This window comes from Shewanella sp. HL-SH4 (assembly GCF_051164845.1).
Taxonomy (GTDB): Bacteria; Pseudomonadota; Gammaproteobacteria; order Enterobacterales; family Shewanellaceae; genus Shewanella; species Shewanella glacialimarina.
Window position 1 is genome coordinate 1500281 of sequence record NZ_CP195037.1, and the last position, 20390, is coordinate 1520670.

Annotated in this window: 20 protein-coding genes and 1 riboswitch; of the genes, 10 read left to right on the top strand and 10 right to left on the bottom strand. The window is 41.3% G+C overall.

Annotated features, from left to right (window positions below; genetic code table 11):
* The first annotated feature begins 81 nt into the window (after window positions 1-81).
* The 4 genes from ACRWQL_RS07475 (at window position 82) to ACRWQL_RS07490 (ending at window position 4673) form a co-directional block, all read left to right on the top strand.
* On the top strand, window positions 82-1119 hold the full coding sequence (locus tag ACRWQL_RS07475; protein ID WP_434952932.1) for a methyltransferase: 1038 nt from the start codon (window positions 82-84) through the stop codon (window positions 1117-1119).
* A gap of 270 nt (window positions 1120-1389) precedes the next feature.
* On the top strand, window positions 1390-3054 hold the full coding sequence (locus ACRWQL_RS07480; RefSeq protein ID WP_434952933.1) for a DUF342 domain-containing protein: 1665 nt from the start codon (window positions 1390-1392) through the stop codon (window positions 3052-3054).
* On the top strand, window positions 3054-3407 hold the full coding sequence (locus ACRWQL_RS07485; protein WP_434952934.1) for a DUF4144 family protein: 354 nt from the start codon (window positions 3054-3056) through the stop codon (window positions 3405-3407). Before ACRWQL_RS07480 ends, ACRWQL_RS07485 begins: the two co-directional genes overlap by 1 nt.
* Before the next feature lie 90 nt (window positions 3408-3497).
* Window positions 3498-4673 (top strand): site-2 protease family protein, encoded by a 1176-nt coding sequence (locus tag ACRWQL_RS07490; protein ID WP_434952935.1) that lies wholly within the window; start codon window positions 3498-3500, stop codon window positions 4671-4673.
* Between the two features lie 97 nt (window positions 4674-4770).
* On the opposite strand, the gene ACRWQL_RS07495 is transcribed toward ACRWQL_RS07490, so the two are convergent.
* From ACRWQL_RS07495 to ACRWQL_RS07510, 4 genes are all read right to left on the bottom strand, one after another.
* Window positions 4771-5076: an NIPSNAP family protein gene (locus ACRWQL_RS07495; protein WP_434952936.1), complete on the bottom strand. Its 306-nt coding sequence runs from the start codon at window positions 5074-5076 to the stop codon at window positions 4771-4773.
* A gap of 438 nt (window positions 5077-5514) precedes the next feature.
* Complete coding sequence (locus ACRWQL_RS07500) at window positions 5515-6639, bottom strand: succinylglutamate desuccinylase/aspartoacylase family protein (protein ID WP_434952937.1); 1125 nt, start codon at window positions 6637-6639, stop codon at window positions 5515-5517.
* Window positions 6640-6642: 3 nt separating this feature from the next.
* Window positions 6643-8001: a lysine-sensitive aspartokinase 3 gene (lysC, locus tag ACRWQL_RS07505; RefSeq protein WP_434952938.1), complete on the bottom strand. Its 1359-nt coding sequence runs from the start codon at window positions 7999-8001 to the stop codon at window positions 6643-6645.
* 79 nt (window positions 8002-8080) lie between these two features.
* A riboswitch (Lysine riboswitch) is annotated at window positions 8081-8256 on the bottom strand.
* Between the two features lie 308 nt (window positions 8257-8564).
* Entirely contained in the window at window positions 8565-8996 is a 432-nt protein-coding gene (locus tag ACRWQL_RS07510; protein ID WP_434952939.1) for a DUF3293 domain-containing protein, read from the bottom strand.
* A 618-nt stretch (window positions 8997-9614) separates the two neighbouring features.
* On the opposite strand from ACRWQL_RS07510, the gene arcA reads away from it, so the two are divergent.
* The 3 genes from arcA to ACRWQL_RS07525 all read left to right on the top strand — a co-directional run bounded on the left by arcA (window position 9615) and on the right by ACRWQL_RS07525 (window position 11830).
* Window positions 9615-10331, top strand: coding sequence for a two-component system response regulator ArcA (gene arcA / locus ACRWQL_RS07515; RefSeq protein WP_434928217.1), 717 nt, complete (start codon window positions 9615-9617; stop codon window positions 10329-10331).
* A gap of 208 nt (window positions 10332-10539) precedes the next feature.
* Window positions 10540-11466, top strand: a complete 927-nt coding sequence (locus tag ACRWQL_RS07520; RefSeq protein WP_434952940.1) for a D-2-hydroxyacid dehydrogenase — start codon at window positions 10540-10542, stop codon at window positions 11464-11466.
* Between the two features lie 172 nt (window positions 11467-11638).
* Window positions 11639-11830 (top strand): bacterioferritin-associated ferredoxin, encoded by a 192-nt coding sequence (locus ACRWQL_RS07525; protein WP_226411272.1) that lies wholly within the window; start codon window positions 11639-11641, stop codon window positions 11828-11830.
* A 118-nt stretch (window positions 11831-11948) separates the two neighbouring features.
* On the opposite strand, the gene ACRWQL_RS07530 is transcribed toward ACRWQL_RS07525, so the two are convergent.
* Genes ACRWQL_RS07530 through ACRWQL_RS07555 form a run of 6 tightly spaced genes read right to left on the bottom strand, consistent with a single transcriptional unit; the run spans window position 11949 to window position 16797 of the window.
* Entirely contained in the window at window positions 11949-12797 is an 849-nt protein-coding gene (locus ACRWQL_RS07530; RefSeq protein ID WP_434952941.1) for a heme ABC transporter ATP-binding protein, read from the bottom strand.
* Between the two features lies 1 nt (window position 12798).
* On the bottom strand, window positions 12799-13815 hold the full coding sequence (locus ACRWQL_RS07535) for a FecCD family ABC transporter permease (RefSeq protein WP_434952942.1): 1017 nt from the start codon (window positions 13813-13815) through the stop codon (window positions 12799-12801).
* Window positions 13816-13851: 36 nt separating this feature from the next.
* Window positions 13852-14802, bottom strand: a complete 951-nt coding sequence (locus ACRWQL_RS07540) for a heme/hemin ABC transporter substrate-binding protein (protein ID WP_434952943.1) — start codon at window positions 14800-14802, stop codon at window positions 13852-13854.
* Window positions 14803-14855: 53 nt separating this feature from the next.
* Complete coding sequence (locus tag ACRWQL_RS07545) at window positions 14856-15269, bottom strand: ExbD/TolR family protein (RefSeq protein ID WP_434952944.1); 414 nt, start codon at window positions 15267-15269, stop codon at window positions 14856-14858.
* A complete protein-coding gene (locus tag ACRWQL_RS07550) occupies window positions 15266-16012 on the bottom strand; it encodes a MotA/TolQ/ExbB proton channel family protein (protein WP_434952945.1) in 747 nt (248 codons plus the stop codon). Before ACRWQL_RS07550 ends, ACRWQL_RS07545 begins: the two co-directional genes overlap by 4 nt.
* Before the next feature lie 20 nt (window positions 16013-16032).
* Window positions 16033-16797 (bottom strand): energy transducer TonB, encoded by a 765-nt coding sequence (locus tag ACRWQL_RS07555; protein ID WP_434952946.1) that lies wholly within the window; start codon window positions 16795-16797, stop codon window positions 16033-16035.
* A gap of 364 nt (window positions 16798-17161) precedes the next feature.
* Here ACRWQL_RS07555 and ACRWQL_RS07560 point away from each other — a divergent pair, with 364 nt between their 5' ends.
* The 3 genes from ACRWQL_RS07560 to hutZ all read left to right on the top strand — a co-directional run bounded on the left by ACRWQL_RS07560 (window position 17162) and on the right by hutZ (window position 20375).
* Entirely contained in the window at window positions 17162-19198 is a 2037-nt protein-coding gene (locus ACRWQL_RS07560) for a TonB-dependent hemoglobin/transferrin/lactoferrin family receptor (protein ID WP_434952947.1), read from the top strand.
* 42 nt (window positions 19199-19240) lie between these two features.
* On the top strand, window positions 19241-19738 hold the full coding sequence (gene hutX, locus ACRWQL_RS07565) for a heme utilization cystosolic carrier protein HutX (protein ID WP_434952948.1): 498 nt from the start codon (window positions 19241-19243) through the stop codon (window positions 19736-19738).
* Window positions 19739-19832: 94 nt separating this feature from the next.
* A complete protein-coding gene (gene hutZ, locus ACRWQL_RS07570) occupies window positions 19833-20375 on the top strand; it encodes a heme utilization protein HutZ (protein ID WP_434952949.1) in 543 nt (180 codons plus the stop codon).
* The last annotated feature ends 15 nt before the right edge of the window (window positions 20376-20390 follow it).

Below are 20390 nucleotides of genomic sequence, written 5' to 3' on the forward strand. Positions count from 1 at the left end.
TTTCAACCTTGGCTAGCTCAATATATTAAAGCGACATTAGTCGCTTTAATTTTTTAATTATACAAATGATAGTAGGTCAATGTGTTAACTAATCCATCTCAATTATTATTAAGAAACCATCACGAATTTGCAGGCCTTAATATTCTTATCCTCAATTATGAGTCCGATACCTTAGCGCATCAATGTATTGAGAACGCCAAAAACGTGACTGCATTGGCGTTGGATTATAATCACCACTTAACACTATCACCTTATGAAAATGACCGTTTACGCTGTTACTTTGCCCCTAAGTTGCCAGACGCGCAGCTGTTGGAAAAGTTTGATTGTGTGATTGTCTATTTCCCTAAAGCTAAGCCATTAGCGGAATACTTATTTGCCTTAGCAGCCAGCCATCTTGTCGAAGAAGGATTACTGCTGGTTGTGGGTGAAAACAAGGGCGGCATAAAATCGGTAGATAAACTATTACCCGACGCTTTTAGTTCAGCAGTTAAGATAGACAATGCCCGTCACAGCTTGCTATATCGTGCATATCTAACACAAGACGTAGCACCGTTAAAATTAACTGACTGGATGACACAATACACAGTCGACACCCCCCAGGGTGACATTACCATTTGTAATTTAGTCGGTGTTTTTAGCGAGAAAAAACTGGACCTAGGTACTGAATTATTACTGTCTAACTTACCTAAACTGAGTGGTCGAGTATTAGATTTTGGTTGTGGTGCAGGGGTAATATCGGTCGGGCTACTCAAGCAATATCCTGAACTTAATATTGAATGTATCGATATCAATGCAATGGCTTTAGCATCATGTGAGCTCACCTTGGCGGCAAACCACATGCAAGCTAAGGTTTACCCTTCCGATGGTTTTAACCAAATTGAAGGTAAGTTCGACGGGATTATTTCTAACCCCCCGTTCCACGATGGCTTAGATAGAACATTTGCCATAGCACATGCTTTTGTCACCCAAAGTGCGACACGATTGAGTGCTAAAGGAGTGTGGCAAATTGTGGCTAATCGACATTTACCCTATGCCGACAACATAGCCAACACATTTGGCTCAGTTAACGTCCCAGCCGAAAACAATAAGTACAAACTGTACTGTAATAAAAGTAAATAGCCTCAACTCGGATTAAAATATTCGCTCAATAGTCGGTCTATTGCACGTTAATGTAACCCAGTTAACAAAGTAAGCATCTGCTCGGTAAACGATAATCTACCGAACAGATGTTTAATAACATGTCATTAAATCAACATTAGCAAGTCAATGACTATTAAGCTGTGACTTTGATGCTGGATAATTTAGCTAAATTCCGCTAAATTCGAGGTATAGTGATTTTTATATAAACTCGTTTTAACACTCCAATAAAAATAATAAATAAAGGACATTATGTTAGAGCCTTCTGTTGCAGCATTTAATGCTGAAAAATCTAAAGTAGAATTACGGCTTATCCCCAATACTCACGGCCCTATTTCTACCGATGATGTTAATCAGCTTCTTAAACAGCCTGATTTTGCCATGCTGTTTCCTGTCACGCCTGCGATAGACAAAGCGGTTAAAGAAGTGAATGCCCTGTGTGGCCAAAAACCGGGAAATCATGAGCTATTTTTCACTATTGCTGAGCGTAAAGATGGCAGTATTAGCATCAGCATTAGTGATGATAAAATGCAGGCATCAATGAAAATCACTTCCGCATGGGGTGGTAAAGATATTGTATTAGCCGATGTACTCAATAATCTTAAAAACCATAAAATAAAGATGGGCTTAAGTAAGCCTAAAATTATGGCATTACTACAAAGATTAGATATTTTACCACCGGGTGAATTTTGCGAAGGCGAAATTGCCATCGGCAAAGCCCCCATAAACGGCGATCATGCCATTTTAACCCGAAAAGTACCGCTCGCTAGGGAACGCTTATTACAGCCGCAAGAACGCGAAGATGGGACCGTAGACATGCGCAACTTAGGTGCATTAGTTACTGTAAAACCCAATGACGTATTGATGGTAAAACAACCGGCAACCTCTGGTACGGCTGGCTATAATGTGCATGGTGATACATTAAACCAAACACCGGGTAAAGATAAGTTAATGATGCCTGGTAATGGTACGGCCCTACATCCTAGTGACTCTAATAAACTAATAGCAACGGTATCTGGTCAACCGGTCGAAAATAAAAAAGGCATGCAGGTTGATGACGTATTACAGATCACAAATGTCGATGTAAAATACGGCCATGTAAACTTTAAAGGCAGCATATTAATTACCGGTGATGTACATGAAGGTATGCAGGTAAAATCCAGTGGCGACATTACTGTAATGGGTTTTGTTGACTCCGCCAGCCTTGAGGCTGAGGGTGATGTTATCGTCAGCAAAGGGGTTATTGGTCGCTTAATTAAAGAGCACGAGTTCAGTACTAAAATTCATGCCCAAGGACAAATTTGTGCCCAATTCGTTCAATATTCAAATCTCATCGCCGAAGGCGAAATTCTGGTGACCAAGCAGCTTTTACATAGTCATTCTCACTCAGGTAGTACTATTACAGTAAGTGATGCCCAAGGTCGACGTGGAGATCTTGTTGGCGGCAAAGCCACAGCAGCGAAAGGGATACGTGCGGTGGCTTTTGGGGCTACCGCCGGGACGAAAACTGAACTATTCTGCGCCATGCAGCAACAAGAGTTGAAGCAAGAGTTAAAAGTATTCGATGAAAGTGTCAAGCAGCTTGTGGTAGCAGGTCTTGATATTGAAGCAAGACTACGCAAGCTTCCGCCAAAGAAAGACTGGCAAAACGATGCAGGCATGATTGAACAAGTCAAAATGATGCTAGATCAAAAAAATCTTATTGCTGCAGAACGTTTGAAAGAAGAAATTGAATTTGAACAAGTTAAGAATGAAGTAGATGGTTATTACGACCGATATTTTATTCGCGCCGAGAAACACATATTTGCCAATGTTGAATTGCATATTGGTAATGCTCAAAACCGCACCCAGCGTGAACATGGACCGAGCACGGTCAAAAATATTAATGCCGAAATCAGCTTTGATTACAGTCGCTAATGCAACCAACTGATAAGCCTATCAGCACCATTATAAATTGGCCTGCCATCGTGTTGCTGCATCAATACGATGACCTCGCCTATATTGCCGATCAATCAGCTTGGCAAGAATATCTTGATCATGAGGCAGCTAATCTAGTTGCTGAAGATAAGCTCATTGATAGCACAGGACAATGCTGGCTAATGACTGAATCTATTAAGCAGCACACATTAACATCCAGCACGCCAATCAGCCTTGAGCAATTTATTACCATAGTGCAGCGATTCGCACAATTACAAGGACAGTGTTGCAGCAGTAAATTAATCTTCTCAAACTTTCAACAGGGCTTTGCAATCATTGAGCAATTAGATTGATTAAGCTAGATTGATTGAGCAATTGATTGAGCTATTGTCAGGCCTCTGGCAAAATAGCGACAATTTTACTGAGTAAGTTTGAGAGTGTGCATGGAGTTATTAAATATTGAGTGTCTTGGTAAACGGCTACGTTTAGAAGGCTCAATGGCCGGTTGGCAACAGCTATATTGGGACAACCAGTTGGTGTCACAAAAATCAGCTTCCCCCAATAACCAAGCGTTTCACATTCATCAGTTTGAATTGACCTCACAATCAACCCGCCCACTCTCAACTCCATCGGCTAAGCAACACACCGACGGTTTAGAAAATAGTGCGCTAGATGATGTCATAATTGATAACATTCAGACCAATGCGATTCCAGTAAGGCTTGAAGTCGATGTTAAATGGCAGCCTTTTTATCTTGAATACTGCGTGTTAGTTGACGAAGAGCAAATCTGCCAAGGTCAACGTACAACCAAAGACATTGAACAACAAGTACCAGAAATTCCTGCACCTAAAGCTAATAAAATCAGTATGATCGGCTTAGCATCATTAGGATTCAAATTACTAAAAAGCGCTAAAGTGGTCAAAGCCTTATTAGCCGGAGCCAGTGTTGCTGCTTATTCGTGGCTATTCTCTATTGAATTCGCCCTCGCCTTAATTGCCTGTCTAGTATTCCATGAATATGGCCACATTAGAGCTATGAAGCACTTTGGCATGAAAACCAAGGGCATCTATTTAATCCCCTTTATGGGCGGTCTAGCCTTAAGCGATGAGCGCATTAACACTCGCTGGCAAGATGTGGTCATCTCCATAATGGGTCCCACATTTGGCTTGTTTTTGTCTATCGCTTGCTTGGTAGCTTACTGGGTCACGGGCAATGTTTTTTTTGCCGGCTTAGCCGCCTTTAACGCGTTACTCAACCTGTTTAATCTATTGCCTATTTTGCCATTAGATGGTGGCCATATTTTAAAAAGTATCAGCTTTTCGATGAATAGCGTCACAGGGTTAATCGCCTGTGTTGCCGGAGCCGCTATTGGGGTATTTATCAGTTACAGCTTAGGCTTAGCTTTGTTGGGTTTCTTATTATTAATTGGTAGTTTAGAGATTGTGTTCGAGTGGCGCGGTCGTCATCAAAGTCATTTATTACCGCTAGACCGATATGGTCAAATATTTTCGGCAATTTGGTACTTGCTAACGGTTAGTGCATTAATTGGTATTATTTGGGTTATAGCGGGCACAGGTGATGATATGTTGCGGATGCCACTAGAGATTCTAAAAAGCTAGTTGATTTGAAGTGAGCTTGAGGTGTGTTTAAAATTTGTTGAAACTGCCTCAACTCACTTTTTGAAAACGTCCAATTATCTTCAAACGGCTTTTATGTTTATTCGAAAACAGGACGAAAAAAGCTACGTTCATAACTTAAAATACACATTGTATCTTCGGCATATTTAAAAGCAATCATGCAATCTTTATCCATAAGAGACTTCTCACGATACATTTCGTAAGTAGCCAAACTAGGGAATGAAAATAAAGCTAAAGCCTTGTTATTAGCACCTTCTGAAGGCAAAAAATAACCGTGATGATTACCACCAAATTTATTGACTAACGGGATCCAAAGTTTTGCATAATACTCAAATTCTTTAAGCTTATATGGATCGACTACATAATTTAAATAACACGTGACCAAGTGAATTACTCCATATAAATGTGGTTAATGTATACGAGGCAGTAGAATAACTCTAACAACCAAATTCATTGAAAAACAAGTTTTCTGAAATCAATCCTAAGCTTTTATTACGATGCTATGCGATGTATTTCTAGCCTTTCAATATGATCTTTCTTAAAAATAGTCACTCTAAAGAATCAACTCTACACTCAGACATTCCTAGCTGTTGACTAAAATATCAAATGAAACAGCCAACGATTCTAAGTTCTTTGCAATGCAAAGTTACATGGTATTTAACGCCTTGCGCATTTGCTTTGCAATAAAAATGGGGATGGTTTGATATACCATAAAGAATCCAAAAAATATTAAAAAAGTACAAAACGTTAGCCAATATAAATCTAAATAGTCAAAATTCTTTATTTGAAGAATTTAGCAAGCCTTCCATGGCTGTCAGAAACATCAAAGCTCAAACAAATTGGTCATCACTTTATACAACTCAGTCCCTTGATGAACAGACGCCGAGGCGAAGTGCAAAATAGGCACGCAGTCTTTATCTAAACTCAGCGGTGTAACCGCTTTGTCTGAACCGTATAAATCCAACCTCAGCATATTGACTAAAGATTGCCCTGCTGCCAATGGCTCACCGACTGTGGCGCAATACTCAACCATGCCAGATTGCGGAGCATGAAACTTTTTATAATCTTTTAGATAACAGCCATAACGCGACAGTTTTGCAGGTTCAATAGCTTGTTTAATCACCCCACGATGGCTTAAATAAGCCAAAATACCATTGGCATCGACTAAAGCATCTGCCATATCAATCCGCTCTTGGCTAGCCAGCTCAAGGGTAAACGCTGCCACTGGCACATCAAAATGACGGCCTTTACTCGCGGCATAATCGGTTAGTTGCCACCAGGGACAAAACGCAGCCTCATCCATGGCGCCGCCAAAACTGTTAGGTATGATCAAACTGTATGGAATAGAGAAAAACTTAGCTGAGTCGAGATCATACTCAGGACAATACAGATGCTTACAGGATTTAGGCCCTGTATGTAAATCAAGCACGATATCGGCTTGATGAGCCAATGACTGCAAACTCACCGCTAATCTATGACCTGTAGTGATGCCCCAAGGCTGTTGTAGCTTGGTGTGACAAGCCTCAATTAGTGTTGCCTTAAACGATTTAATCAGCTCATCATTAGGTAAATCTTGATGCTGTTCATACCAGGCAGCTATGTCGATTTTATGTTCTAAGTACTCACGGTTCCAATTAACACCGGTTATTGGGTCAAATCGGCCTAGGGTAAACTCACCACTTTTTTGATTAATACCCAGCGGGTTGGCTAAAGGAGCAAGCACAATATCCCCTAAAACCTCAAGCTCTTCTAACAAGGTCATTAGTTGATAAATTACCGCATTACCTTGCACTTCAGCACCGTGCACGTTGGCTTGAACGTATACGGTCGGTGCGCTGCTGTCGATGCCTTTAAAAGTGAATAAAGGCACATCAAGGGATTGCCCAGCAGCGAGTTCACCTACATTCAGTGATGTGCGCAATGCTTTAGTCATCATTTGCTTTGTCATAGGTTACTCGAAAAGATTTTGATGTAATGCTTTAACAACGTCTGCCGCTTGAGTTTCATCAATTAATACACATAAATTATGCGGGCTAGCACCCTGGCATATCATACGGACATTGTATTTTTCTAATACTTGAAATACTCGGCTACAAATACCGGCTGTAGAAGCAATTCTGTTACCAATAATCGCCACTAAGGCTAAGTTATCTTCCACTCTTACCCGACAATGTTGTGATAACTCTTGCAATAACGATTCACTTAATAAGCCCTGGCCGCTTGAGTCAGAGCCTGTTTTATCTAATGTTAGCGCCACGTTCACTTCTGAGGTGGTGATCAAATCTACCGAGATTTTATGGCGCGCTAATGTAGCAAAGGTTTCAGCTAAAAAACCCTGGGCGTGAAGCATTTGTAAGCTATGCAGATTTAATAAGGTTTGGTCACGGCGTAATGCCACCGCGCGGTAAACTGGCGTATCTTCTACTTGATGACGGATCCAGGTTCCACCCGCTTCAGGGTCTTTACTTGAACCGACAAACACCTGAATTTTCTGGCGAACAGCTGGAAGTATCGTTGCTGGATGCAATACTTTTGCACCAAAAGTGGCCATTTCAGCGGCTTCATTAAAACTGATTTCAGCAATCGGGCGGGCATTTGGGGCTAAACGTGGGTCTGTGGTGTAAATGCCAGCAACATCGGTCCAAATTTCTACCGCATGGGCAGATAAAGCTTCAGCTAATAAAGCGGCTGAATAATCACTGCCACCACGACCTAATGTTGTGGTGCGGCCCTGTTCATCGGCCCCAATAAATCCCTGAGTAACAATAATACTGGTGCTTAATAGCGGTTGTAAAAAATCACTCGATAAATGAGCAATTTGTTCAATTTGAGGTTCGGCACGACCAAAATGGCTATCGGTACGAAGCACCTGGCGTACATCAAAAGCCTGGGAAGATGCGCCCTTTTCACGGATAACAGCAGAGAATAATACCGACGAACAATGCTCTCCCATAGACAGCAGCTCATCCATAGCCGCTTTACTGCGATCAAGAATTAATGATTCACTTAACACAGACATACGGCTTAAAAGCTTATCAATTTGCGCAGCTATGTCCTGTGGCTGGCTCAATTCATCAATAATACGATATTGGATTTGGGCAACTTGTTTAAGCAAGCTTAGACGACGTTCGTCGTTGACATTAGCACTGGTAAGTTCAACTAATAAGTTGGTTACACCGCTAGATGCACTGACCACCACTAAACGGGTATTAGGATTAGATAAAACGATATCAGCACAACGACTCATCGCTGAGAAATCAGCAACAGAGGTTCCGCCAAACTTGGCTGCAACTAATTGATTTAACGACATATAATACACTCCGAACTAAACTTCGTTCGAAGAGCCTGGTGCAAAGATAACGCACCCTTAAAGAAGGGAAACAGCAATCACCACCAGAAGCTCTCCACCAAATAACAGGTGACAATCGCTAGGATTCAACCTAAGCGACCGATAAATAAGTTAACCAAATCTTATTGTATCTCGGCGTTAATCTCCCTCATAAGCTGTCATGGGAATTGGTCTTCCTCAAGCTTACTACCTAGTTAACGCTCCTCTTCTGTGCCTCCCTAAGGAGGGACCAGCAAAATAACAATAAACCTAGGGTTAAGTCAATGCGCAAGATTGCAAGTTGAGTAAAAATAAACAAATGCATTATTTGCAGTAACGTACAATGAGGATTTGGCAGTAAAAAAGCGATTAGATGTGGTTTTGGGTAAGTTATGGGCATGATAAAGATGACATTGTAAATGCAGAATGCAAATAGTGAGGTAAACAGAGCTTTAATACAAAATCAGTCGTTGGTATTAGCTCATCACACTCATTTGTTAAATTTATTGTCCCAATTAAAAATTAACAAATGAAAATAAAGCAGTTTAACAACATTCAGGGAAATCACTGACTAAACGTAAACGTTGATTAAAGGCCCCCATTTGCACCTCACTTTTGTGCTGATCAAAGCAGGCTACAAGCGATAACAAGCCTTGATTAACATAGTAAATTGCATGTTGCTTAAACTCTCGACCTAACTCAACAGCTTGATTTTTATCAATAAAAACAGCCCAACTTTTTTCAACATGTGACAAATCAGGTGCTACCCCCATTAAGCAACGGTAAGGGCTTTGATATTGAAGGATTTTTAGTTGCAGTTCACGATCTAACAGGCGGTTTTGACTTGGGGTAAGTAAGCACCCTAATGGGTTATGAGCAGTAATAATAGCGAAAGAAAAATCAGGTGATAATGACTGGGTTAGCAAAAAGTGCGTTTTTTGATAGTCCTGCCACACAGTATCGATAACATTTTGCATAATAAATCCCACTAAATAAGCCCAAAAGAGTGTAGCAGAAAGAATTTAATAGCGAAAGAAATGTAAATTTAACAGCAACAAAATATAAATTTAACCGTTTTAAATCAATTAACTAAGCATAATCACACTCATTTTTTATACTTAATAAATTATTTTTTTTAACATTTCATTTGTTAACAAATGCAAATAAAGGGTACAATAGCCGTCACTTACTGATTGATCGTCACAAAAAGCAGCTTTTAAGGCAAATTTTTACGATTAATACTATTAAGCTAAGACTTTACCGCCGTAAAATTACTGTCATATTGTTAGGTGTCTGTTTAAAAATTTCATTTTAGTTATGTCTAAATAGGAACTTTTAACTATCTTTAGGTTCACAGTCTACAGCGGTACGTATTGTTGCCATGATGAAAGGTTTTTTAAGTCTTAGTAAAACTCACTCTAAGCTATTGCTTAAAATAGCAATTAAAAACATTAGAGAATAAGAGAGTGTTTAAATTCAAGGCAGACAATGTTAAACACCAATAATCCAGAATTTCTAACGTATGCAGTTAAGCGTACGTAAACACTAGCCCAATGCTAGATAACAAATTTTATTAATTTTTAGGTAATTTTATTATGCAAAATCCACATATTTTAATTGTTGAAGACGAAGCTGTAACCCGTAATACCCTACGTAGCATATTTGAAGCTGAAGGTTATGTTGTTACTGAAGCTAATGATGGCGCTGAAATGCACAAAGCCATGCTTGAAAATAAAATTAACCTCGTGGTGATGGACATCAACCTACCAGGTAAAAATGGTTTGTTATTAGCGCGCGAACTTCGTGAAATCAACAATATCGGCTTAATTTTCCTAACCGGTCGTGATAACGAAGTTGATAAAATTTTAGGACTAGAAATTGGTGCTGATGATTACATCACTAAGCCATTTAACCCACGCGAATTAACCATTCGTGCGCGTAACTTATTAACTCGTGTAAACAGTGCCGTCACTGAGAGCGAAGAGAAAGGGTCTGTTGAATACTACCGTTTCAATGACTGGAGCTTAGAGATTAATAGCCGCTCATTAGTTAATCCACAGGGTGAATCTTACAAGTTACCACGCAGTGAATTCCGTGCCATGCTTCACTTTGTAGAAAACCCGGGCAAAATATTAACCCGTGCAGATCTACTAATGAAAATGACTGGCCGTGAGCTTAAGCCACATGATCGTACTGTTGATGTCACCATTCGTCGTATTCGTAAGCACTTTGAAAGCTTAGCTGATACGCCTGAAATCATCGCGACCATCCACGGTGAAGGCTATCGTTTTTGTGGTCACTTAGAAGATTAATTATCGACCATCACATATGGTACGATAAAATAAAACCGAGCCTATGCTCGGTTTTTTTATATCTGAGGTTATTTTATGGTATGAATTAGGCGAGTTGATTTACCCCCCTATTCTGATAATTTAAAGTTTATATAATTTGATTCCGTTATGCCCCATGCCTAATATACTGCTATCTACCGTTAACGAACATTAAATGGATTAATCCATCATGGCCAATAAGTTACTGTTACTGACGCGCGAAAATGAAATTTATCGAGAGTTAATAACCCAATGCAACTTACCCGATTTAGTCATCTTAAATAACGAGTCAGACAGTATTATTGAAGCCGATATTTGGTTTGCCGAACCCGCTCTTGCTGCACCATTAATTAGTCAGGCTAAAAATTTACGTTGGCTGCAATCAACCTTCGCGGGTGTAGATAAACTTGTCATGCCAACACTGAGACGTGATTATCTACTGACGAATGTTAGAGGTATTTTTGGCTCGTTAATGAGTGAGTATCTATTTGGTTATTTACTTGCTCACCAGCGTGAGCACCTTAAGTATAAACAGCAACAGCAGCAAAAAAATTGGTTACCAGGAGGTTATAGAACGCTGCAGGGTCAAAATCTACTGCTACTTGGCACAGGCTCAATAGCACAACATATTGCAGCAACAGCGAAGCATTTTGGGATGACAGTAACAGGGATAAATCGATTAGGTACTGTAGCCTATGGATTTGATCGGGTCGATAGTATTGATAACTTAGCTCAACACCTCAGTCAAGCCGATGTAGTGGCCAGTATTTTACCTAATACCCCCTACACCGATAATATTCTCGACCAGCAAAACTTAAGCTTACTAAAACCAGAAGCCATCATTTTCAATTTAGGACGTGGCAATGTGCTCGATTTAGATGCACTCACAGTTCAATTAAATCAAACACCAAATCAACAGGCTATTTTGGACGTATTTAGTCAAGAACCCTTGCCTAAAACGCACCCAATTTGGTCATGTGCTAATGCTATTATTACTCCTCATATCGCTGCACCGAGCTTCCCCGAGCAAATTGTTGCGCTATTTAGCAGCAATTATCAGTTATGGCAAAATCAACAACCATTAAATTTTATTGTCGATTTTGATAAAGGCTATTAAAGATCAGTAGCTTAATTTAACACCTTATATTGCAGACAGTATAAAAACAATAAATGTCGTATTTTTATCCAAAAAGTTATTGCCAATGATAACCGTTTTCATTTAGAATTAGATTCATCCAAGGGAATGACTATATTGATATCCCTTTTTCATCTGAGTTCTAGAGGCTAATATGTACGTTTGTCTTTGTCATGCAATTACAGATAAGCAAATTAAAGAAGCAGTTCGCCAAGGCGATTGCTCGTTAGCTGATGTTAGAAAACGTTTAGGCGTCGCGGATCAATGTGGTAAATGTGCCAGAATGGCAAGCCAGATTATTAGCACTCAATTAGAGTTCGAGCCAAACTTCTACGAAGTGGCCTAAACCACAAGATTATTTAAAGCCCCTGATTCAATAAAAATGCAGCCAGATGGCTGCATTTTTTATTTATATCATCTTATTTCGATAATAATTTATCACTTCCATATTTCAATCCATCCAGCTAAAAGAATAGCGGTGTCGAATGTTCAGACTCTTTGATAATTAATGGATTGTACTGCCAGACCTGATTAATTATATCTGCCGTTAATACTTCACTAGGGCTGCCATCTCCCACAACAATCCCTTGATTCAAAATCACTAATCTATCCGCATAACGAGAAGCGAGATTAAGATCATGCAATACCACAATAACTGAGTAGTTATGATCCAGCGCTAACGATCTCGACAAAGCTAACACCCTATGTTGCTGCGCTAAATCTAACGCAGAGGTCGGTTCATCTAACAGTAAAATAGGAGAACTGCCAGCTTGAGCAAGCTGAGCCAATACTCGTGCTAGTTGCACCCGCTGTTTCTCACCCCCTGAAAGCGTTGGGTAGCGTCGATCTTTCAGCGCTGACAAAGCCACTTTATCTAATTGTTGAACGACTAAAATATCACCCTCTTGTTGACTTAGTGTCAGTGGATATAACCCCATTTGAACCACTTCAAATACCTTAAAAGGAAACGTCAATGAGGCATGTTGTGGCAATACAGCTAATGACTTGGCCAGTTGCGCACGATCCCAATCCTTAAGCGAGCGCCCTAGAACAGATATCTGCCCGCTAGCTAAAGAGACTTCTTGGCATAAGCTCTTTAATAAAGTTGATTTACCAGCCCCATTTGGCCCGAGTAAAGCGGTCACCTGCCCTGAATGTAGCTCAAGATTAATATCTTGAAGGACGGTTTTTTTAGCTATATTAACTGATAAATTGGTCATGCTCACAGTCACGGTTCGCGCATTAGCCTTAGCATTAGTATTTGCCGATACCGCATTAGACGGTGAAGGTTTCATCGTTAAATTTTTCAGCATATCACCCTAACTTATTACGCTGTTTAAGAAGCAGAACAATAAAGAATGGCGCGCCGAGTAAAGCGGTAACTAGCCCGACCGGCAGCTCAGATGGCGCTACGATTGAGCGAGCCCCTATATCAGCAATGACTAACAAGGCGGCGCCTAGAATAGCGCTTAAAGGTAATAATAAACGATGATCCGGGCCAATCAGCATTCTGACTAAATGCGGCACAACCAAACCAATAAAGCCAATAATCCCTGTTGCAGCGACAGCAATTCCCACCCCTATTGCACACAGTACAATTAGCTTAAATTTGAGTTTATCGACATCTAAACCTAAATGGCGTGCTTCAGCTTCACCGAGTAATAATGCATTAAGTGCCTTAGCATTTTGATTAAACTGCCAACTGATGACGGCTAATGCGACTAAACTCAGGATCACATAATGCCACTGCGCACCGGCAACTGAGCCCATTTGCCACAGGGTTAAATCACGTAACGCCATGTCACTGGCCATATAAGTCAGTACACCAATACCTGCACCAGCTAAAGCGGCAACCGCAACGCCAGAAAGCAGCAGTAAAACGACAGAAGTACCACTAGGGCTGGACGCCAATCGATACACCACTAAAGTGGTCAGTAACCCAGCACAAAAAGCACTGAAAGCCACTAGGTATTCGCCGCCATGTGGAAATAGCACAATACAAATAGCTGCACCTAAAGCGGCGCCGGATGACACACCAATAATGCCAGGGTCAGCTAAAGGATTACCAAACAAGCCCTGCATGACGGCCCCGCATTGAGCAAGCGTTGCCCCAACAGCAAGTGCTAGTAAGGTACGTGGTAAACGCACATTATTAATCACTAGCTGCTCATGTGGCGCAACACTGGTAAAGTCTTGTTGGGTAGCCCAATTCACCATAGCGTTGAAACTGGTCATCGGACTAATTTGTAACGGCCCAATGCTGACAGATAACAGACTGGTAACCACCAATGCAGTAAATAGACAAGGGCAAAGCCAGCGTTGATTTTCCATGGAATTCCTTAGTAAAGTCGACTTTTACTATGCCTGTTATGAACGCTTTTTCATCATAATAAAATCGCTAACCAGTTTATCCGCCGCCACTATGGCACTTAAGCCCAGCCCACCCAGTAATGCTTGAGATGGCAGACTGCTAACTTGATTATGCTCACCCGCTGGGGTGTGTTTAAGTAAAGGCATGGCTTGAAGCAGTTCATTAGCGGGATCGATTGACTCAGTGTCACTGCGGTTTGAAATAAGAATCACATCAGGCTGGAGCGCTAAAATCCCTTCCTGTGAAACACTTTTGTAGCCGTCAAAGCCTGCAATATTTTGTCCACCTGCTAAGTTGATAATAATGTCAGCAGCGGTGCCATTACCGCCGACACGAGCGGGCCTGTCGGGTTGTAATAATAAAAATAGTACTTTAGGTGCCTCGCCTAATTGGGCTATTTGCTGCTGTTTAGCATTCAATCGACTAAATGAAAGTACAATTTCTTCTTTTAACTCAACCGCCTGCGCCTTACGGGACAGTAACTCTCCTATTTGATCAACATGACTTAGCAGCTCAGCCTCAGTCTCTGCACTAGGTAAACTCACCACCTTAACGTTTGCGCTACTCAGTACCTCAAGCGTACTGTTAGGCCCCATGGCATCTGAGCCGATGAGTAAACTCGGTGAGAGTGCCAAAATGCCTTCCGCAGACAACATTCGGTGATAACCCAGCTTTGCTACAGAATCTAGCGCAGCGGGTATATGACTTGTAGAGTCGACACCCACTAACTCATTACCAGCGTCTAAAGCTAACACAAGTTCGGTGATGCCAGCGCCAGCGCTGACAACCCGATTTTCAGCGATTGCAGCTTGGCTAAAAATAGCTGCTTGTCCAAAAACGATGCTAACAAGCAGTGCGGTCATCCTCATCATATTGGTGGGTAATGACTTGTTTGAACTCAACACAGATAGCTGTTGTGTCTGCGATAACTGGGGTAGCTTGAACATAACTTAACTCCGAATAAATAAATCGTGCTGAATCGCCTATATGATGGCTACCGTTACGGTTCCATTAAAATTTGAGTATTACTAATTTGTTGTCGTTGCAATAAGGCTAATAGCGTCATTAGCGGCTGAACAGGCGCATTCTTATCTGCTGCCACCACCACGCGGATATCAGGGGTATCATTCAATATATGAATAAAAGCGGCTTCAAATTGATCAAAATTAGTAAATGTTTCACCCTCTAATGCCCAGTACGGCTCAGTGGCTAAAATATTGATCGCGATATGCTGCTCCTGAGACAAGGCTGTTAATTCAGAATTAGCTTCAGTAGGTATCTCGACGGGTAATGTCAGCAGCTGGGTATTTGCCGTCAGTAATAAAAACACCAACACAATAAAGATAATGTCGATAAGTGCGGTTAAATCTATCCCAGTACTAGATTGTCCAGCAGGTGTCTCTGCGCAGATCATCTATTTGGTTCCGTTAATTCAGTTGTCATTGGTGTTGATGCATTAGTCATCTGGGCGCGAACAATAGCTGATACTTTTCGATAGGGTTCATCAGAGCCAATACTTAACGCCTGATCAAAACCCTCTAGCCACAGATTCAATTGATTTAATCCATGGGCGATATGGTTACAACGCTTGTCAGCCCACAAACCCAATAAATTCGACAAGGTAATTGCGGGTACGGCAATAATCAATCCTGCCGCAGTGGTATTCATCGCAAGCCCCAAGCCAGTGGCTAATTGTGACGGGGTCACTGGGCCATTTGATAACCCTAATTGAGTGAACATTTCAATCAGCCCAAGTACCGTGCCTAATAAGCCAAGTAACGGGGTGATAACACCAATAATGTGCAATACCTTTAAACCGGATTGCAGTTTATCTTTTTGCTTTAATAACCACATGTTTAAGATTTCTTCACGCATTAAACGGGGCTGTCCACCATGGGATAACAGCAATGCGCTTCCTTGTGCTAGCATGCTACGGCCTTGGCTTAATAAGGTGATAAGTTGCTGCCGTTTCTCGGGTGTCGCACTGCGGGCTTGTTGCCTTAGCTCTGTCAGCCATGCATCACGGTTTAATAGCTCGTTGATAATAAGTGCAACACGTTCAAGCACAATTAACAGCGTTAAAGAAGCACAGATAATCATTGGCCAAGTTAGATAGCCTAACTGGTCTGAAAGCTGCAAATATAATGATTGAGACATATTGGTTTCCTCTGTTGAGACTAATTAAGTGCAAATTTCACTGGCACTCTAACCGTATATGCATAAGCGGTTTGCGGTGTCGGAGCGGAAAACTGCCATTGCTCAACCGCATCTATCGCTGCGGCATCAAGTAAGTTATATCCCGAGCTATCCACCAGCGTGAGCGATAACTGCTCACCAATTTGGTTAAACATCACTTCCACAGTCACTGTGCCCTCAAAGCCACGTTTACGGGCTGCTTTAGGGTAATGGGGCTGTGCCGGAGGCGCTGAAAATGTCGGTTGTGGCAAGGCCACTGTTTGCTGAGTGACACCAAGCGAAGCGGATTCTGAGTTTTTTTGCGGCAAAGTCTCCGCAGCAAGGCTAGCCAAATAAGTAAGCGTTGAATCATCGATATCAGCTTTCATAACCTCTGCATCAATAGCGGGTTGAATGGTAGATTTAGATAAAGGTTGGACGGTTTTAACCGCTGCTATAATCTTTTCAGGGTTAACCCCAGGCGTCACCATGGTATGAGCCGTTGATTTAACCTTAACGATAGGTTTAAGGTTAACTGCGGTTTCTACGATAGGCTCATCAATTTGAGTCGGTTCTTTTGCAGCGTTAACCGTACGTTGAGCTTGAGTGCTAGCTTGCATAGCTATAACGACACTGACCGCTTGCTTTACGCCCATTGCAGCACCTTCAGATAGCTGAATAGTCGACTCACTCACTTGAGAGGCAAGTACTCCCCCTTGAATTAAAATCGTTATACATCCAAAAGCAAAATATCGTTTAGGCGTCATCAGCAATATTCTTCTACAGTATCTGTGTGGTCAAAAATCAACACTTCCCATTAAAGTAAGTCATATTCAGAATGTTTACATTCTTTACAAACCTATTAATTACAGTGGTTTATGTCGAAAGATTATATTTAATAAGCAGAATATACATTAACAATAATGAGATCGCAAATGATAATGATTTTCATTTGATCTATATTTTGTTATCAGGTAGAGTGCGGAAATAACCCGTCAATGATTACGTTTAGTGCTTAAGTAACCTCACATTTTCTGCTCAATAGCTTGTTAACAAAACTGCATTTATCAGCATTGTGATTGCACCGCGTACTCAACAATATTACAAGTTTATGACTTTAAGGATTTAACAATGACCAAAAAGCCACTCGTTGTAGCAATGGCAATGGTTTTCAGTACCACCGCATATGCACACGAAAATAAGACTGTTACTGAGTTTGATGAAGTATTGGTTACCGCAACGCGTATTCACGAAAAAGTCTCCGATACTAGCCGCAGTGTCGTGGTGATAAGCGAAGATAATATACAAGAGTCGCAACCCTCTTCTGTTGCAGATGCATTGAAAAATCAAGCTAACGTTAACGTTACCAATGGCCCTCGCGCTTCATCTCAAGGTGTTGAAATTCGAGGATTAAGTGGTCAACGAGTGTTACAAACTATTGATGGCGCACGTCAGAACACTAACTCTGGTCATCGTGGTAGCTACTTTATGGACCCTGAGTTACTCAGCTCAATTGAAGTAATACGCGGCCCAGCAAGTAGTTTGTGGGGCAGTGGCGCAATTGGCGGCGTTGTGGCGCAAAATACTAAATCAGCTCAGGACTTTTTAGAGCAAGACGACAAGTTTGGTGGCTACATTAAGCAAGGTTTTGAAAATAATGGTGATAAAATTAAAACCAGTGGCACCATTTACGGTTTAGCGGATCAAATTGATTGGCTATTAAGTGGCAGCTATCACGACAGTAACAACGTCAAAATAGGCAATGACCAAGCCCTTGAAAACAGTGCAGCAGAATCCACAAGTGGCTTAGCCAAATTAGGTTGGCAACTAACCGATGATCAGCGTCTGCAATTTTCAGCACGACTTGCTGATAACGACGAATTAGTCCCAAGTAACCCCTCGACGAATGTCGGCAGTTCGGTGCCACTCGTCCAACGTAATACCCAAGATCAAAATGTCACTGTGGCCTACACAGTTAATCCCACTGACAACTTATTACTTGATCTTAATAGCGCCGTTTATTGGAACAATACTCGCTTTGACGAGGATCGCGTGACTAAAGGTCAATTCGATACCACTGAATTTGAAACTATAGGTTTTAGCTTAAATAATAGCTCAACGTTTGCTTCTACTGTACTGACCTATGGTGTTGATGGTTATCAAGACAAGATTAATACTGTCCGTGACGACTATAATCAAGTGGGTCAACGTCCTGATAGTATTGATGGTGAAACGTCGGTTTGGGGCGCCTTTACCAAAGCCGATATCGCATTAACCGACAACTTAGCTTTAGATGCCGCGGTACGTTATGACACCTTTAAAAATCAAAGTAATAACTTAAACCTGTCGTCTGATGACAATGCATTAAGCCCTTCCCTTGGTCTAATGTGGGACGCCACTAAATGGCTCACTTTAAGTGCACGATATGATGAAGCATTTCGCGCCCCAAGCATGGAAGAAATGTATTCAACAGGTTCACATTATTGTATTCCGTCCATTCCAAGATTCTTACCTAATGGCTTATGCAATACCTTCCAAATCAATCCAAATTTACGTGCTGAAAAAGCACAAAATAAAGAGATTAAGGCCGATATGCGCTTTACTAACTTAGCGGGTGATGATGAATTAGCCATGACCTTAAGCGTGTTCCGTAATGATGTGGATGATTTTATCGAGCAAACCGTATCTAACCCGCTTCATGGTATTCCTGGGCTTGAGCAAACAACCTCGTGGGATAACGTCGATGAAGCCAAATTAACGGGTTTTGAATTCACAACTCGTTATCGCTATCAACAAACTCGCCTAGCGGTTAACTACGGTCAAACAGAAGGTAAAGATAAAACCACTGACCAATATTTATCAAATATTCCGGCTCAAAAAATCGGCTTTGATTTATCGCAATCTATCATGGAAGGCGATATGAAATTGGGCACACGTGTTAATTACGTTGCAGAACAAGATCAATTACCCACAGCCAACAAGCAACAATATGACTCATACACCCTATGGGATGTCTACGTAGCCTGGGAGCCTGCGATGGGCACCTTTGAAGGTTTACGTGTCGACTTTGCCATTGAAAATATCGGTGATGAAGAATATCGCCAAGCATGGCAAACCTTGTACGAACAAGGAAGAAACTTCAAATTAGCGGCACGTTATTCATTCTAATGATGATATCTCGCACATTAACCAACACATTGGAGCTATTCCATGGCGATATCAGTCGACATAATTAAGCAGTATTTAAATGACAACCCAGCGGCAATGCCCGCACAAGTGGCTGCCGAATTAAATGCCACTGAACTTGAGGTGGTACTGGCTTTACCTACAGAGCAGTTGGCTTTATTGCCGCTCACTGAAAAAGATACCTTACTGACCTCACTACCAGAATGGGGGCCGATGACGACGATAATCTCGATATCAGGCAGTGTTTTTGAGTTTAAAGGGCCATTCCCAAAAGGAAAATACGCGCATGGGTACTACAACTTAATCACCAAAGGTGATGGTTTACACGGCCATTTAAAATTGGACGATGTGAGCACAATTGCACTTATCAGTAAGCCATTTCGCGGGTCAGAAAGTCATTCAATTAACTTTTTTGGCCAGCAAGGTGAAGTGATTTTTAAAGTGTATTTAGGCCGAGATCAACAACGCGTATTGCTAAGCGATCAAGTTGCACGTTTTCAGGCATTAAAAAACAACGTGTAACCCAAAGCTTAAAGCACTTAGTTGAGCAGTACTTGCTGTGCAGCTCAATGATAAAACGATTAGACAACGTATCAATACAGAGGAGAAAATCCTGATGTCGGCAGATAAAGATCAACGTTTACGAGAAAAGCTACTACCAGAAATTGAGGAATTTAAAGGGCAACGTTTAAGCCTACAGCTTGCTACCCAAGACATCGATGGTATACCTAATGCTAGTTATGCACCGTTTGCCCTCGCTGATGATGGCTTTTATATTTTAGTGAGTGAAATGGCTCGCCATGGCACTAATTTAAAAGTCAGTCAAAAACTGTCGGTGATGTTAGTTGAGGATGAGTCAGAGTGTAAAAGTGTATTTGCCCGTAAACGCTTAACTTTCGATGCAACTGCTGAAATAGTTACCCGTGACAGTGAAGCATTTACCAAAGGTGTGGCGGCATTATCTGCACGTTTTGGCGAGATGATTGATAATTTAGCAGTGCTAACCGACTTTAATCTATTTAAGCTCAATCCACACCAGGGTTTATATGTTAAAGGGTTTGGTCAGGCATTTAGTTTGTCAGGCGCGGAGCTATTAGATGTAGATTGGAAGCGTGATGGCCACCACGGTAATGCGGAAAAAATAGTTAAAATCGCCTAATGTTTATACTTGTCT